This is a genomic window from Enterobacter sp. MEB024 (assembly GCF_030209635.1).
Lineage (GTDB): Bacteria > Pseudomonadota > Gammaproteobacteria > Enterobacterales > Enterobacteriaceae > Enterobacter > Enterobacter ludwigii.
In genome coordinates, this window is sequence record NZ_JARVRQ010000015.1 from 53,998 (window position 1) to 68,363 (window position 14,366).

The following is a 14,366-nucleotide window of genomic DNA, read 5'->3' on the forward strand; positions in this document are numbered from 1 at the left end:
GAATCAGTGGCACTGCGCAGCAGCGTTAAGGATGTTGGTTTTCTCTGTCTCATCCGTAAGGACGTAGTCGGCCTCGCAGTGCTCGCTCGCATCCTGTCCCCAGGTGACGGCGAGATGCCCTTGCTTTGGCAGGCCGGAGAGATAGGTCTGGCCGTCATTGCCGACAATAAATTCGCTGTCCTTATCCTCCGTTGTTACCGTCGCACCGAAGGGCAGCGGTTTACCGTTGTGCGTCAGCGTCATCAGGACCCGGCTGCCCACGCGGGTATTAAAGCTGGCGCGCACCACGGCCCCGCGTGTCGGGGTCACAACGTACGCCGCGTGCGTCACGTCGGCCTCGTCGGGCAGGGTTTCGGTATCCAGCGCAATGGTATTGTGGCGATAAGGGGTAACAAACGGCACGATGGTATAGCCGCGGAAGTCGGTCTCAACGCCCGTCTGATTGGCGATATGCGTACCGTGTGTTCCCGGTGCTTTCACCAGGGCGATGGTCTCTCCGAGCGGCTGGCTCAGGGTTATGCCGTTGGCGTGCACGATCGCGCCACCCTGCAGCCCGACGTTTACGGTTTGCTGATATTTATCCTGGCTTACCCCGCCGCTCACTTCGCCATAGGTCGCTTTATAATCGGCGTTCATGCTGGTGGAGTTTCCGCTACCGGTGCTGCTCAGCCCCTCCTGAATATTCCAGTTCAGGTTGTCTCCCTTCAGCGCGGTACCGTTAAGGCCGATGTTCTGCGTCGTACCGTCTTTGGTGTTGTTGAGGTTGTAGGTGGCCCAGGTGTTATGCATCCAGCGATCCAGTGGAACGGAGACGTTTAACGAGAACTGGTTGTCGTTCATCACATCGTCACCGTTCGCATCGCTGTCCTGGGTGTTTTTGTTCATGCTGTAGCTCAGGCTGTAGCTGACGCCGTGCCAGCTGTTGTTGTAGCTGACGCTCATGGAGGTCATATCCTGGCTCTGGCTCCAGTAGGTCTCTTTGACCAGGCTCAGGGTGACAGAGCCCCAGCCCGCGGGCAGCGTCTGGTCGACGGTGGCTTCTGTTCGGGCACGTCGCTGTTGCGGCGCAGACCCGTCGTCTGAACGGGTGTAAGACTCCATCGTGTCTTCCAGGGTGTAAAACCCTTTGCTGTTGTAGCGATAGCCCGCCAGGGAGAAGTGAGTGCCCGAGGCGACAAAATCTTTGCTGTAGCGAACGCGCCAGGATCGGCCTTTGCTGGTCTGCTGTTTTTTCAGCAGCGCTTTGGCGCGGGTGACATCAAGGGAGAAAGCACCCAAATCGCCCAGGTTTTTCCCGACGCCCAGCGCCCGGGACTGATAATGGCGACTCTGCTGCGCACCACCGTAGGCGGTGAAACCCAATGGCATGCCGTAGATGGCGCTGCCCTCGGCAAACGGGGTTTGTTCGACGTCTTTGTCGTAAGACCGGTAACGCCCGGCGGTCACGCTGTAGCGGAGATTCTTTTCACGCTGCAGTACCGGGACCGAGGCGTAAGGCACGACAAAGTGACTTTCGCTGCCGTCGGTCTCTTTCACGGTGACCTGCAGATCGCCGCTGCTGCCGGTGGGATAGAGATCGTTAATTTCAAACGCACCGGGTGCAACCGTGTTCTGATAAATGACGTAACCGTTCTGACGAACCATCACCAGCGCATTGCTGTGGGCAGTGCCGCGAATAATCGGCGCATAGCCTTTTTCACTGTCCGGGAGCATGTCGGTATCGGATTTCAGCTCAACCCCGGTATAGGGCACGCTGTCGAAAACGTCCGACGGGGAAGTGCTTTGCCCGACGGTCATATCGCTTTTCATCGCCACGATATCGCGTTGAGCATAGGTGTAGACGGAGGAGAACCTGTGCTCTTCCTCGTTGCCCGTTGTACTGCGATTCCACGTGGAATAATTGCGTATGCGCCAGGCGCCCACATTGAGGCCCGGGCGCAGGTTAACGTACTGGCTGCTGTTATCCTGCTCTCCCTGTACACGGGCATGGCTCTGGCTGGCGGTGGCGCTGTAGTTCAGCAGACCTGCGGTGATCCCTTCGTCGAACGTTTTCGGGTCGATATACCCGCGCGGGACCTGGCCCAGCGCCGTTTGTGGAATACTGAGCAACAGTTGCTGATGACGAACCTGAAACGTTGCGGATGCCGCGGGAATGGCGCTTATATCGGCGCACAGGCCTTTAGCCATCAGCGCCGGATACTGCCGGGTTTTGATCCCAAGGTTTTTTAGCTCATCCAGGCTAAAGCAGGGTTGAAGAGAATGATTGCCCTGCGCGTCTTTTATTAATTTGAACGTGACATCACGGGTATCAATTTTATTATTGTTGATGAAAATGTTGACCTGATATTTCCCGGGGGCTTGTCCCGGTCCTTTTTCATAAACAGACAGGTCGGTTTTCCCCTGTTGAGGATTATCAATATCCAGTAATGCCGGGTTGAAATAATCATCAGCCATAACCTGCTGCGCAAAGCTCGCCAGTGCCAGGCCACATAAAATGACCAGCATTGAAGAAAGGCGATGGATGAACGGCTTTTTATGGCTGTACATGATGATATTAATAGCCTGAGTGGGTGTTAATGAACGGATGCCGACCAGGTCTGACTGATGCTGCCGTAATCAGTAATAATGGAGTAGGTGACGGTCGACCCGCTGGCATTATCGGGTAAGGCAAAGTGCGTTTCCGTTTTGGGGACTGCCCAGGTGGCTTTATCCACTTTATGGCCGTTAAGCATCACCGTCTGGAAATTCATATAGAAAGGCGTCGGGTTATTCACAACCAGGTCGTGACCTTCACGATGCCACTGAAGCTTGTCCGCCACAGCGTCGGGTTTGCCTGTTATTGCTGACGGGCGATACAACAATTTAATGCGTGTATTAATGGCAATCTGCAGGGTATTTACCCCCTCGACGTGCTTTGATGAGGGAATAGCTTTGATATTAAGCCAGTAGAGAGACTCACGATCCTCGGGCAAATTTCCGCCGGTGCGCACGACACGCAGGACGTTATCCTCTTTTGCATCGAGACGAAACAGCGGTGGGGTGATCAGGAAGGGGGCTTTAGCCGGGTTTTTACCGCCAGAATCAACCCAGGACTGTACCAGATAATCCGTGGCATCTGGGTTTGAAAGACCCAGAGACGACTCCTTTTTGTCGCCCTGATAGACCAGGCGTGTGCCATTAATAACGACACCGGCATGGGAAGTGGCGGCTACCAGTAAAAGAGCACTCAGTAAATAACCGTGGCGCATAAAGGTATCTCGATAAAAGAAGAGATATTAACTCCCAGAACAGAGCTAATATCTCAGAATGGATAATATCAGTTATAAATAACGGTGAAGGTCGACACGGCGTTTGCCAGGCCTGCGGTGATTGCGGCCTGGGTCTGAATATAACGGGCTCCAAACTCCAGGTTATTGACCGCCGTACCGGAGGCTAACGGATATTGCTGAGAGGGCGTATACAGACTCACCGGTTGCTCAGACGCGTCCACCAGTTGAATAGCGACACCTGTTGCAGCATCTACATCCGGCGTTAATGCAAGCGTAGTGTTGTTATCCGGATCCGGCGTGCCACCGAAGTTAATGGCGGCGGAAGTCACGGTCTCCGGACAATTCTTTAATTGAATATCAAACTTCGTTGATGTGCTGGTAGATCCAGTCCCGGTAAATACCGTTTTAGACACTTTGCCTAACTGAACATTTAATGGATTACTTAACCCGTTCACTACCTGACAAGCAGAATCAATAATTTCACCGGTGAAGTTAATCTGACCTTCACCGTTTGTTGCCGCAAATGCGGATGCAGAACATCCTGCCGTTGCGGCGATAAATAAACTTATAGCAACCTTGTTCATAACAAATCCTGGTATGTTTCTGGTGAGAACGTTGCCTGGACGTTTTCACCGTTGACCTTAAATGATTTTCCGTTGGTTATTTAATCAGAAACGGGTGGGGTAAGAATCTTCAACGGCAATCACAAATAATTGAAATAGTGCTTGAGTTTCTTTTTTCATCATAAAAACAGAAGGATGATCCGGTTCAAAAACACTAACGGCCAGACGTTCTTCAGGGCTATATTGTTAACAAGATGAAGCTGTCAGGAGAGATGTCGTGGATTATCGCAAAATTATCAAAGAGGTAGGACGAGGGAAAAATCATGCCCGCGATCTGGACCATGAAACCGCTCGTGCGCTCTATACCCATATGCTCAACGGTGACGTACCCGACCTTGAAATGGGCGGTATCCTGATAGCGCTGCGTATCAAAGGAGAAGGCGAAGCGGAGATGCGTGGCTTCTACGAAGCAATGCAGGCGCAGACCCTGCGCTTAAACGCGCCAGTGGCAAAACCGATGCCGATTGTGATCCCGAGCTATAACGGGGCACGCAAGCAGGCCAACCTGACGCCGCTGCTCGCTATTTTATTGCACAAGCTGGGCTTCCCGGTGGTGGTGCATGGCGTAAGCGAAGATCCAACCCGCGTGCTGACCGAAACGATTTTCGGCATGCTGGGTATCGAACCCACACGGCATGCCGGCCAGGCACAGGCGAAGCTTGATGGCCATCAGCCGGTTTATATCCCTGTCGGAGCCCTTTGCCCCCCGCTGGAGAAGCAGCTTGATATGCGCTGGCGCATGGGCGTGCGTAACAGCGCGCATACGCTGGCGAAACTGGCTACGCCGTTTGGCGAAGACGCGGCTCTGCGTCTTTCCAGCGTCTCTCACCCGGAGTACGTGACGCGCGTGGGGAAATTCTTTGAAGACATAGGCGGCAGGGCCTTGTTGATGCACGGCACGGAAGGCGAGGTGTATGCTAACCCGCAGCGCTGCCCACAGATGATGCTGATTGATTCCGCTGGCACGCGCGCCATTCTCGAGCGAGGGGAAGAGCGTTCCGACGCGATCCTGCCTGACGCAAAAGATCCGCATACCACCGCCCACTGGATTGAGCAGTGCCTGGCCGGAAAGGTTCCGGTACCGCACGCGATCAAGCTGCAGATGGCCTGTTGCCTGCTGGCGACCGGTGAAGTTGAATCCGTAGAGGCAGGGATGGAACGCGTCGGGAAGACGTTTTAAGCCCAAAAAAAAGCCCGTCCAGTGGCGGACGGGCAAGCAAGGGTAACAACAACAGGGTCAATGAGGGTTGGAGCAGCTCACCAGAGGGTATGGCGAGGGTGGAGCATTCAGTCAATTACTTATAGATAACCGCAGTACCGCTCAGTTTGTTATTGGTGTTAGCGGAGGTGATGGTGTATCCGCTTGCACCGGCAGCAGCAGCTTTCTCAGCCAGTTTCGCTTCCAGACCGTCCAGAGTGGTCGCGCCTTCAGCACTTACCACACCGAGTTTGTTCATGCTCTGCGCCTGAGATGGAGAAACAGGTTCTGCAGCAAAAGCGCCGAAAGACAGAGCGGACAGGGCAACAGCAGCAACAGCATATTTGATGGTTTTCATAATTAATCTCTCGCAGGTGATTCTGTTAAGGGGACGATGTTCCGTCGATGTGATAAGTATCACGTTTTTTTATGCGAGAGAAAATCGAAGAGAATTGACGTGGTTGCTCAAAAAAATTGAATGACAAATAACTTATTGAATATTAATAAATTCAGAGGACGACTTTACACTTCTTGTAGCTGCGCTTTACAGAAGCGACGAGAAGGGCACATTTTGCTACGCGGTTCGCAAAAAACCGTGAGCGTAAAGGTAACCGCTTGCGCCGTTAACTTCGGTAAAGGAAAGTCAACGTAGCTGGCTGTCTTTCGATCCCCTGCGATTATATCCTGAGTGCGCGCTATTTTTCGAATCTTTCTCCTGCTGGCAGGCGATACATAACCGTACGCCCGGTATGGCTTTGCGCCGCGCTTCCGGGATCACTTCTCCGCACTCTTCACATTCATAGAGACTTTCACCGCGCGGAATTTCACCGCGAGCGCGTGCAACCGCATCTTCAATTGTACTGTTGATTTGTTCGTTAACGGCGTCATCATTCGCCCAACCGGAAGCCATGGTTTACTCCTGGAATCTGTTAAACCCTGTTTTTAATATGGGGTGAAAAAACGTGCAGTCAAGGCAGAGAGGAACTGCATCTGTCAGGCAGATGCAGTTTGTTTATAGAAAGAGACGTTATTTATAAATGGTCGCCGTGCCATACATATGGTTATCCCCGCCCGCGGCGTTAACCACGAAACCTTTAGCCCCTTCCTGGCGGGCTTTTTCGGCGAGTTTATTCTGGAGATCGTCAAGGTTACTTGCGCGGCTTACCGAGACGGTGCCCGCAGGCTTAAGCTGGCTGGTGTCTGTATTGTCGGTCAATGACTGTACCGCCATGGCAGAGAATGACGCGGTAGCCAGTGCACCCGCGAGAACAACAAGGGTCAGGTATTTTTTCATAATCACATCCTCATGAGGAAACAACAGGTGATTCCCTTTAAGTTTAGAAGCCTGGCGAGTGTGATTTAGCGCAAAAATTTGATGATGATCTGCTTATTTTTTGAACGATAAAAACTGACGTTTTACTGACAGATCATAGACATAAAGGTGTTTGATTTATGACGGGTTTTTGAGCGTCGCAGAGAAATATTTACCGTTGAGCCTGCAAAGGGTATCTTACGCCGCTGTTTAAAGGAGAAAGCCATGACTTCCCAAAAGCCGGGATTGCACCCACGAAATCGCCATCGTAACCGCTATGACATGAATGCGTTGTGTCAGAGCTGTCCTTCGCTGCAGGACTACATTGTGCAGACACCTGCCGGTGAACCTTCGGTCAACTTTGCCGATCCGCAGGCGGTTAAAATGCTCAATAAAGCCCTGCTGGCACACTATTACGGTGTGGCGCACTGGGATATTCCGGAAGGCTTTCTCTGCCCACCCGTGCCGGGGCGGGCCGATTATCTCCACCATCTTGCCGATCTTCTCGCTGACGATCGCAACGGTGTCATCCCTGAGCAAGCATCCGTGCTTGATATCGGTACCGGGGCGAACCTGATTTATCCGTTGATTGGCGTTCATGAATATCACTGGCGCTTTACCGGCAGTGAAATCGGTAATGAGGCGTTTTCCAGCGCACAGGCGATTATCAACGCCAACCCTGGGTTAAGCCGGTCTGTCCGCTTGCGTCGGCAGAAAGATGCCGCATCGATCTTCAACGGGATTATCCACAAGAACGAAAGCTACGATGCCACCCTGTGTAACCCACCGTTCCATGACTCCGCGGCCACCGCCCGTGCGGGCAGCGAGCGCAAACGCCGCAATCTAGGTCAGGCGGAAGATGCCGCGCTGAACTTTGGGGGGCAGCAACAGGAACTGTGGTGCGAGGGGGGAGAAGTGGCATTCATCCTGCGAATGATTGAGGAAAGTAAAGTATTTGGCCGTCAGGTTAAATGGTTCACGACGCTGGTATCCCGTGGGGATAACCTGCCCCCCCTCTACCGTGCACTGACCGATGTGGGTGCCGTTAACGTGGTGAAAAAAGAGATGGCGCAAGGCCAGAAGCAGAGCCGCTTTATCGCCTGGTCATTTATGGACGCTAACAAGCGCAGTAAATAACCCACAGGCAGGCCGGGTAAGGCGACGCCGTTACCCGGTCCCCACGCTATAAGGTGGGCTCCTGTGGCGGTGTGGGGGACGCCGGTGAGGGTAATACCTGATAGGTCTGCACCGGCATCCGCACCGCGGCCAGGTCAAAGTGTTTTTTCACCATACTGTCGAGCGCAAAGCGCACCGTCCACTGCTTCAGTGGCTGCGTGGTGAACGACACGCGCAGGGTAAATGCCGTGTTCGTCAGGCCGACAATACCGGCAAACGACGGCTCTCCAATCACCAGCCCGCGAATATCCTCCATCGCCATCATCTCTTCCACGGCGTCCCGTAGCGCCTGTTTCGCTTTATCTGCATCTTCATGACGGTCAACGTCGTAGTTGGCCACTACCGAGCCAATGCCTCGGACAAAGTTAGCGAAGGTGGTTATCGATGACCATGGAATTATGTGGTACGCCCCGGTGTCCTGGCGCACGCCGACGGAGCGAATGGACATGCGCTCTACCGTGCCGGTTAACGGCCCAATCGTGACCAGATCCCCGGTGTTCATCCCGTTCTCAAACTGGATAAAGACACCGGTGATTATATCCTTCACCAGGGTTTGCGAACCAAAGGAGATAGCCAGCCCCAGCGCGCCGGCACCTGCCAGCAGCGGCGCGATGTTCACGCCGATTTCCGAGAGCACAATCATGATGGTAATGGTGCTGATAATAACCGCCAGCGCATTGCGAAACAGCGTCAGCAGGGTGCGGGCACGGGCGCTGGGCAGGGGGCGGCCGTGAATGTCGGAGACCAGACGGTTCTCGATAAGGCTCGCCAGCAACGTCCAGCCAACCGCAGAGAAGAAGAGGATCAGCGCGATGCGAATTAAAATATCGACGGTCTTTTCGCCCGCGCCGTTGTGCAGCCAGTTCCAGAAGTCAAACAATCCCCATGCGTTAAGCAACAGCATAATCGCCACGCAGACGGTGAGAATGCGCGCCACTTTCAGTGATACCGAGATCCAGCCGTTGACCCTTTTTTGCAGTTCCGGATAACTGCGCTGCACCTGTGGCGAGAGGGTGAAGGTTTTCGATAGCCAGCGCGACAGCAGGCCAGAGACAAATGCCGCAATGCCAATGATGGCCAGGCTCTTGAACGTCGCCCCCATCATAAATTTCAGGCTGTTGCCCGGGTCGAACAGCGAGAAGAAGCACAACACGATAAAGTAGGCGCTCGCCAGCCAGTGCCACACCAGCGCGAAGGCGCGGATAAAGAGACTGAAAAACGACAGGGAACGATCGGCCAGATGCAGCAAGCTTTGGGTAATGGTCTTTTTGTTATGGAAGATAAGGTACAACGCCCAGACGGTAATGCAGATCATAATCAGCACATTCGCCAGGGCGCCAAACTGCACGTTGACCTGGTTGGAGATGATCGGCACGGCAACCAGCAGACCGTAACCAATCAATCCACTGAGCACACTGAGGCGCAGCGCCCAGTATCTGGCGCTCTCATCCCGAATCGAGAAGGGACGAAGATCCGGTACGTGCGGGCAAAATATCAAACGCAGCAGCGCCTTAAAGAACTCGATCAGCGCAAAGGCGTTGAGGAAGAGCGCCTGCTGGAAAGCGATGGTTTTATTGCCGGCGTTAAGCCTGTCGGCCAGGACCTGGCCCATAAACAGCGTCAGCGCCAGCAGCAGTAAATCGATGATAAACGCCGACGCTATCATCAGCGGCAGGTGTAACCAGCTGCTTTTCTGCTGGTTCTTCTTGCGCCCCCATTGCCCCATCTTACGGTAGAGCGGCCATGCGCACAGGCGTACCAGCCAGTAAAACAGAAATACAGCGCCCGCCAGCATCAAAAACTGCGTGGCGGCTGTCGTAAACGTATGGGGATTAAACGGTTTATGGGGCGAACCAATCAGGTTGCGATAGAGCTGGGCAAAGCGCGAGGAGAGCTCGCTTCCATAGTGACGGCTCACGTCGGTGACATTTTCCAGCACCGTTTTTTGTTCTTCCACTTGCGGAGGGGTAATTGTCGGCACCGGTTCCTGCGGCGGCGTGGCGGCGACTTTTCGCAACTGTCCGATTAACTCCTGCCGGGAGGTATCGTTTTCAAGCACATCGGCAAGGGCACTGTAGGCGGCTTTTTTCTGTTCAACATCCGGCTCTGGGGGCGGTGTCGTTTGCTGTGTGGCGGTCGTGCCGGTGGTGACGCCGGGGATGGAAACGGCGAACGATGGCGCACAAAACAGGCTAAGCAACAGCAAGATCCACGGCACGGCATCCTCCGGTGAAAATAATGAACAAAAAGATAAGTATAGAGGGCGAGGCGCGCGGGAGGATTTTTGGGAACAATCTGGCGTAAAAAAGCCGGGCATGCCCGGCTCAGAATGGCGTAGCTGAAGCGCTATCAGGAGACGTGCTGCAGGAACTCCTGCAGGCGCTGGCTCGGTGGATTGGCGATCAGCGCTTGTGGGTTACCGTCTTCAGCGATACGGCCCTTATCAATAAAGATCAGGCGGGAAGCCACTTTCTCAGCAAAGCCGATTTCGTGGGTCACGATAACCATCGTCATCCCTTCTTCAGCCAGATCCTGCATGACTTTCAGCACTTCGTGACGCAGTTCCGGGTCAAGCGCCGAGGTTGGCTCATCGAACAGCATCATCTTCGGTTTTACCGCCAGTGCGCGGGCGATAGCCACACGCTGCTGCTGTCCACCGGACAACTCAGAAGGGTAGTGATGAGCCCGTTCCGCGAGGCCGACTTTAGCCAGCAGATCTTTAGCCAGCGTTTCCGCCGCCGCTTTGCTGGCACCACGTACGCGCAGTGGACCAAACATTACGTTTTCCAGCGCCGTCAGGTGCGGGAACAGGTAGAACTGCTGGAACACCATGCCGGCTTCCTGACGAATCAGACGGTCGTCGACTTTCGGGTCATTCACCTTCAGGCCATCGACAATCAGATCGCCGCTGGTGATCTCTTCCAGCTTGTTGATGCAGCGCAGCAGGGTCGATTTACCGGAACCGGATGGCCCGATAATGACCACCACTTCACCCTGTTTGATGTTCAGATCGATATTGTGCAGCACCTGGGTTGGGCCAAAGTGCTTAGAAACGTTTTTAAATTCAATCACAGGATTTTCATCCTTCTTTCAAGACGACGCAGAACGAAACTCAGAACCAGAGTGATGATCAGGTAGACAACGGCTACCGCACTCCAGATTTCCAGCGCACGGAAGTTGCCCGCAATGATCTCCTGGCCCTGACGGGTCAGCTCAGCAACGCCGATAACGATGAACAGCGACGTATCCTTAATACTGATGATCCACTGGTTCCCCAGCGGTGGCAGCATGCGGCGCAGGGCCAACGGCAGAATGACGTGGCGGATCGTTTCGCGACGAGAAAGGCCTAACGCCAGACCCGCTTCACTGAAACCTTTATGAATCGACAGGACCGCACCACGGGTAATTTCCGCGATATAGGCACCTGAGTTGATCATAATGGTCACGACAGCGGCGCTGAACGGGTCAATGCGCAGGTCGGTGAAAGCCATTGGCAGGGCGAAGTAGATGAACATGACCTGAACGACAATTGGGGTGCCGCGGATCACTTCGATGAAAACCAGTGCGATGTGGTTTGCAATCCAGCCGCCGTAGGTGCGGGCGAAACCGGCGACAAGACCGATAATCAACCCACCAACCAGACCGAGGACCGAAATCCACAGGGTCATTTTAGCGCCTTCAAGCAAGATAGGAATGGCAGGCCAGATGGCGCTCCAGTCAAACTGCATGATAGTTTCCTGTTACTGTTACCGTGTTTCTAAAATAGCAGGGGCGAAAGGTCGCCCCCGAGTGAACGTCATTTTTAAGAATTATTATTTAGGCTCGGTACCGAACCATTTTTTATAGATTTCGTTGTAGGTGCCGTTCTCTTTCAGGGTTTTCAGCGCGCCGTTAACTTTCGTACGCAGGTCGTCGCTGCCTTTCGGGAACGCAATACCGTACTGCTGAGCTTCCAGAGAATCACCGACGGCTTTGAACTTGCCGTTGCCCGCCGTTTTGATGAAGTACAGGATGTTAGGGGTATCGTGCAGCACCGCGTCAGCACGGTTGGTACCCAGCTCCATGTAGGCGTTATCGATGTTCGGGAACTGACGCAGGTCTTTGGTTTTGATGTTTGCTTTCGCGTAATCAACAGAACCGGTACCGCCTTTCACCGCGACGACTTTACCGTCGAGGTCTTTCACGCTTTTTACATCGTTATTATCGGCTTTCACCATCACCAGCAGGCCGCTTTTGTAGTAGCCGTCAGAGAAGTCGATCGCTTTTTTACGTTCTTCAGTAATGGTGATACCGGCCAGGGCCAGATCAACGTTTTTCGTTTGCAGTGCCGGGATGATGCCGCTGAAGTCCATTGGCTTCAGGGTGTAATCCAGTTTGAGTTCTTTTGCGATAGCAGCCCACAGATCAACATCAAAGCCAACGTACTTATCACCCTGTTTGAATTCAAACGGAACGAACGCCGTGTCGGTCGCCACAACCAGTTTGTCGGCAGCCTGGGAAGAGACCGCAAAAGCCAGGGTAAGTGCAGCCAGTGAAACTTTTAATACAGACTTCATAGCATTTCCTTTTATATCCACGGGGCGATCCCCTGCGAGAACGAGTGGCACAATGAAAAAATCGTGCCAACTTTACAAGCTGTTGTTTTACAAAGGGGATGATGTCATGCATTGCACAGAAAACGGGGCAATGAACTTTTATTGCACCAAAGTGGAGCGCCGTTTTGGTGCGCGTCATTTGGCTCAACAGACGAAGCGTTATTTAGCGTAAATTCTGACGAAAAAACAATCTTCCGTTAACGGTTGTGTGAGGTGATTATTACAATTTTTTCACTTTTGCAGCGTCTCAGGCCAAAAACGTGCACCATAGATGTGCAAAACCCTCACCGGAGGGCGAGGGTTGTATAGGAAATTCTTATGAATTATTCGATGTTGGACTCTATGAACCACAGGAACTGGTCCAGGTCGCGGGAAGCGGCGGTGAAGATATCAGCAGTATCTTCGTCTTTCGCTTCACCGATAGCTTTACGCACATCATTAGCCACTATCGCATAGCGGTCTGCCAGCTCTTTCAGGTGATCCTGAACGGTATGGATATCCAGCGGATAACTTTTCAGTGGCGTCTTGCTGTTAATCACCTGCGTGGTACCCAGTGCCACACCGCCTAACTGTACGGCACGTTCGGCCATGGTATCGAGGTGGGTAACCAGTGCTGTGCGGAAGCCATCCAGCATTTCATGAACGGCAATAAAGTTTGCACCGCGCATATTCCAGTGGGCCTGTTTGGTGATCAGCGAAAGATCGATGAACTGGATCACCTGGCGATTCAGCAACTCAATGGTCGCTTTTTTGTCGCTATCCGATACATCGTTACGGGTATAAAGCAGATTAGACGCTTTCGTTTTCACCAGTTTAGCGGTACTCATAATCTCATATCCTCTTGATGTTTGTGTCCCAGGTAATTGCGGGATTAAGTATAGCACCGGATTTTTTCCCTGCGGGGAGGCTCTGCCTATTAGTTTAATAGTGAGAAGGACGTTGTGTTTACAATGTTATGAAATTAAAGGGATTATTTAAAATTGATGCAGATCAATCCTAATTCAGGAAAACGTTATCGACAGCGGGGGAAATATTTCACGAAGAGTGCAAAGTATGTAAAAAAATATTTTAAACGGGAAACTGGCCTTTATTCTGCATGGCTATAAAGCCACGCAGAATATAGGGCGCTAATTGAGGTCAATTTTCTCAACTTTAGGTTCCGGGCGCATCGTTAGCGTTGAGCCCATTGAGGCGGCGATAATCGAACACAGGGCCAGCGTCTGGGTGAAGGTCAGGGTTTCCCCGAGGAAGACCATCCCTGACAGGGCGGCGAGCGCGGGCTCCATGCTCATCAGCGTGCCGAAAATGCGCGTCGGCAGGCGCGTAAGGGCTATCATCTCTAAAGAGTAGGGGAGTGCTGTGGAAAGAATGGCGACCGCCAGCCCGATGGGCATGACTGACCATTGCCAGATGGACTCGGTGGCCTGAGCCATACCCACCGGCACAAAGATGATAGCGGCAATCAATGAACCGAGTGCCACCGTCGCCGGGCCATGCTCTTCCCCGGCGCGCTGTCCGGTCACTATATAGATAGCCCAGCAGGCACCCGCCCCCAGAGCCAGCGCCGCGCCCGTGAGATCAATCTCTGAGACGCTCTGACCCAGCGGCAGTAGGAACCACAGGCCAAGAACGGCTAAAATTACCCAGATAAAGTCAATGGGACGACGGGACGAGAAAAGCGCTACCGCCAGCGGGCCAGTAAACTCCAGTGCCACGGCAATCCCCAACGGAATTGTCTGGATGGAGAGATAGAACATGTAGTTCATCGCTCCCAGGGACAGCCCGTAAAAAAGCAGCGGTAAGCGTTGTTCTTTTTTAAAGCGTAAACGCCAGGGTTTGAAAATCACCACCAGGATCGCGGTTCCGAGGGCAATACGCAGGGCCGTGACCCCAGGCGCACCGACCAGCGGAAAGAGGGATTTGGCCAGCGAGGCACCGCTTTGAATGGACAACATGGCGATGAGTATGACGACAACCGGCAACCAGACCGACGACGAGCGGGATAACCCAGGCATCCTTTCTCCTGTCAACTTATGTCAAATGAAGTAAAGGTTGCAGTGTAAAGGAAATAAGCTGCAACGGTTGAGAGACCGTTGAAAAAAAAACGTGTAAATTCCGTAAAATGGTTAAGCGCTGGTGGATTTATCGCCTGTCAGATTAGGAATAATCTGGATGAATGTAACGGCGCAGACG

14 protein-coding genes are annotated in these 14,366 nt (G+C 53.2%); 2 read left to right on the forward strand and 12 right to left on the reverse strand.

The annotated features are described in order from the left end of the window. Positions 1-3: 3 nt before the first annotated feature. The 3 genes from QRN24_RS20050 to QRN24_RS20060 form a co-directional block, all read right to left on the reverse strand. Positions 4-2,547, reverse strand: coding sequence for a fimbria/pilus outer membrane usher protein (locus tag QRN24_RS20050; protein ID WP_284942988.1), 2,544 nt, complete (start codon positions 2,545-2,547; stop codon positions 4-6). Positions 2,548-2,573: 26 nt separating this feature from the next. Beyond that, positions 2,574-3,248: a fimbrial biogenesis chaperone gene (locus tag QRN24_RS20055; protein ID WP_050737361.1), complete on the reverse strand. Its 675-nt coding sequence runs from the start codon at positions 3,246-3,248 to the stop codon at positions 2,574-2,576. Positions 3,249-3,316: 68 nt separating this feature from the next. Continuing rightward, positions 3,317-3,853, reverse strand: a complete 537-nt coding sequence (locus QRN24_RS20060; RefSeq protein WP_284942989.1) for a fimbrial protein — start codon at positions 3,851-3,853, stop codon at positions 3,317-3,319. A 256-nt stretch (positions 3,854-4,109) separates the two neighbouring features. Here QRN24_RS20060 and ybiB point away from each other — a divergent pair, with 256 nt between their 5' ends. Then, entirely contained in the window at positions 4,110-5,072 is a 963-nt protein-coding gene (gene ybiB / locus QRN24_RS20065) for a DNA-binding protein YbiB (RefSeq protein ID WP_032677728.1), read from the forward strand. Between the two features lie 115 nt (positions 5,073-5,187). On the opposite strand, the gene ybiJ is transcribed toward ybiB, so the two are convergent. The 3 genes from ybiJ to mcbA form a co-directional block, all read right to left on the reverse strand. Beyond that, the gene (gene ybiJ, locus QRN24_RS20070; RefSeq protein WP_020884917.1) at positions 5,188-5,448 is read right to left on the reverse strand and encodes a DUF1471 family protein YbiJ; all 261 of its coding nucleotides are present in this window, start codon (positions 5,446-5,448) and stop codon (positions 5,188-5,190) included. Positions 5,449-5,733: 285 nt separating this feature from the next. After that, positions 5,734-6,000, reverse strand: a complete 267-nt coding sequence (locus tag QRN24_RS20075; protein ID WP_014169247.1) for a DksA/TraR family C4-type zinc finger protein — start codon at positions 5,998-6,000, stop codon at positions 5,734-5,736. 117 nt (positions 6,001-6,117) lie between these two features. Beyond that, positions 6,118-6,384 (reverse strand): DUF1471 family periplasmic protein McbA, encoded by a 267-nt coding sequence (mcbA, locus tag QRN24_RS20080; protein ID WP_032677729.1) that lies wholly within the window; start codon positions 6,382-6,384, stop codon positions 6,118-6,120. A gap of 243 nt (positions 6,385-6,627) precedes the next feature. Here mcbA and rlmF point away from each other — a divergent pair, with 243 nt between their 5' ends. Continuing rightward, positions 6,628-7,539: a 23S rRNA (adenine(1618)-N(6))-methyltransferase RlmF gene (rlmF, locus tag QRN24_RS20085; protein ID WP_020884914.1), complete on the forward strand. Its 912-nt coding sequence runs from the start codon at positions 6,628-6,630 to the stop codon at positions 7,537-7,539. A gap of 46 nt (positions 7,540-7,585) precedes the next feature. Here the strand turns inward: rlmF and ybiO are convergent, their stop codons facing one another. The 6 genes from ybiO to rhtA form a co-directional block, all read right to left on the reverse strand. Continuing rightward, positions 7,586-9,796, reverse strand: coding sequence for a mechanosensitive channel protein (ybiO, locus tag QRN24_RS20090; protein WP_047366371.1), 2,211 nt, complete (start codon positions 9,794-9,796; stop codon positions 7,586-7,588). Positions 9,797-9,927: 131 nt separating this feature from the next. Beyond that, on the reverse strand, positions 9,928-10,650 hold the full coding sequence (glnQ, locus tag QRN24_RS20095) for a glutamine ABC transporter ATP-binding protein GlnQ (RefSeq protein WP_014169252.1): 723 nt from the start codon (positions 10,648-10,650) through the stop codon (positions 9,928-9,930). Further along, positions 10,647-11,306 carry a glutamine ABC transporter permease GlnP gene (gene glnP / locus QRN24_RS20100; protein WP_014169254.1) on the reverse strand — a complete coding sequence of 220 codons (660 nt, stop codon included), beginning with the start codon at positions 11,304-11,306 and terminating at the stop codon, positions 10,647-10,649. The genes glnQ and glnP overlap by 4 nt, the downstream gene beginning before the upstream one ends. 84 nt (positions 11,307-11,390) lie before the next feature. Further along, positions 11,391-12,134: a glutamine ABC transporter substrate-binding protein GlnH gene (gene glnH, locus QRN24_RS20105; RefSeq protein ID WP_014883108.1), complete on the reverse strand. Its 744-nt coding sequence runs from the start codon at positions 12,132-12,134 to the stop codon at positions 11,391-11,393. 362 nt (positions 12,135-12,496) lie between these two features. Beyond that, complete coding sequence (dps, locus tag QRN24_RS20110; protein WP_010428924.1) at positions 12,497-13,000, reverse strand: DNA starvation/stationary phase protection protein Dps; 504 nt, start codon at positions 12,998-13,000, stop codon at positions 12,497-12,499. Positions 13,001-13,300: 300 nt separating this feature from the next. Beyond that, positions 13,301-14,188, reverse strand: coding sequence for a threonine/homoserine exporter RhtA (gene rhtA, locus QRN24_RS20115; protein WP_284942990.1), 888 nt, complete (start codon positions 14,186-14,188; stop codon positions 13,301-13,303). Positions 14,189-14,366: the final 178 nt, after the last annotated feature.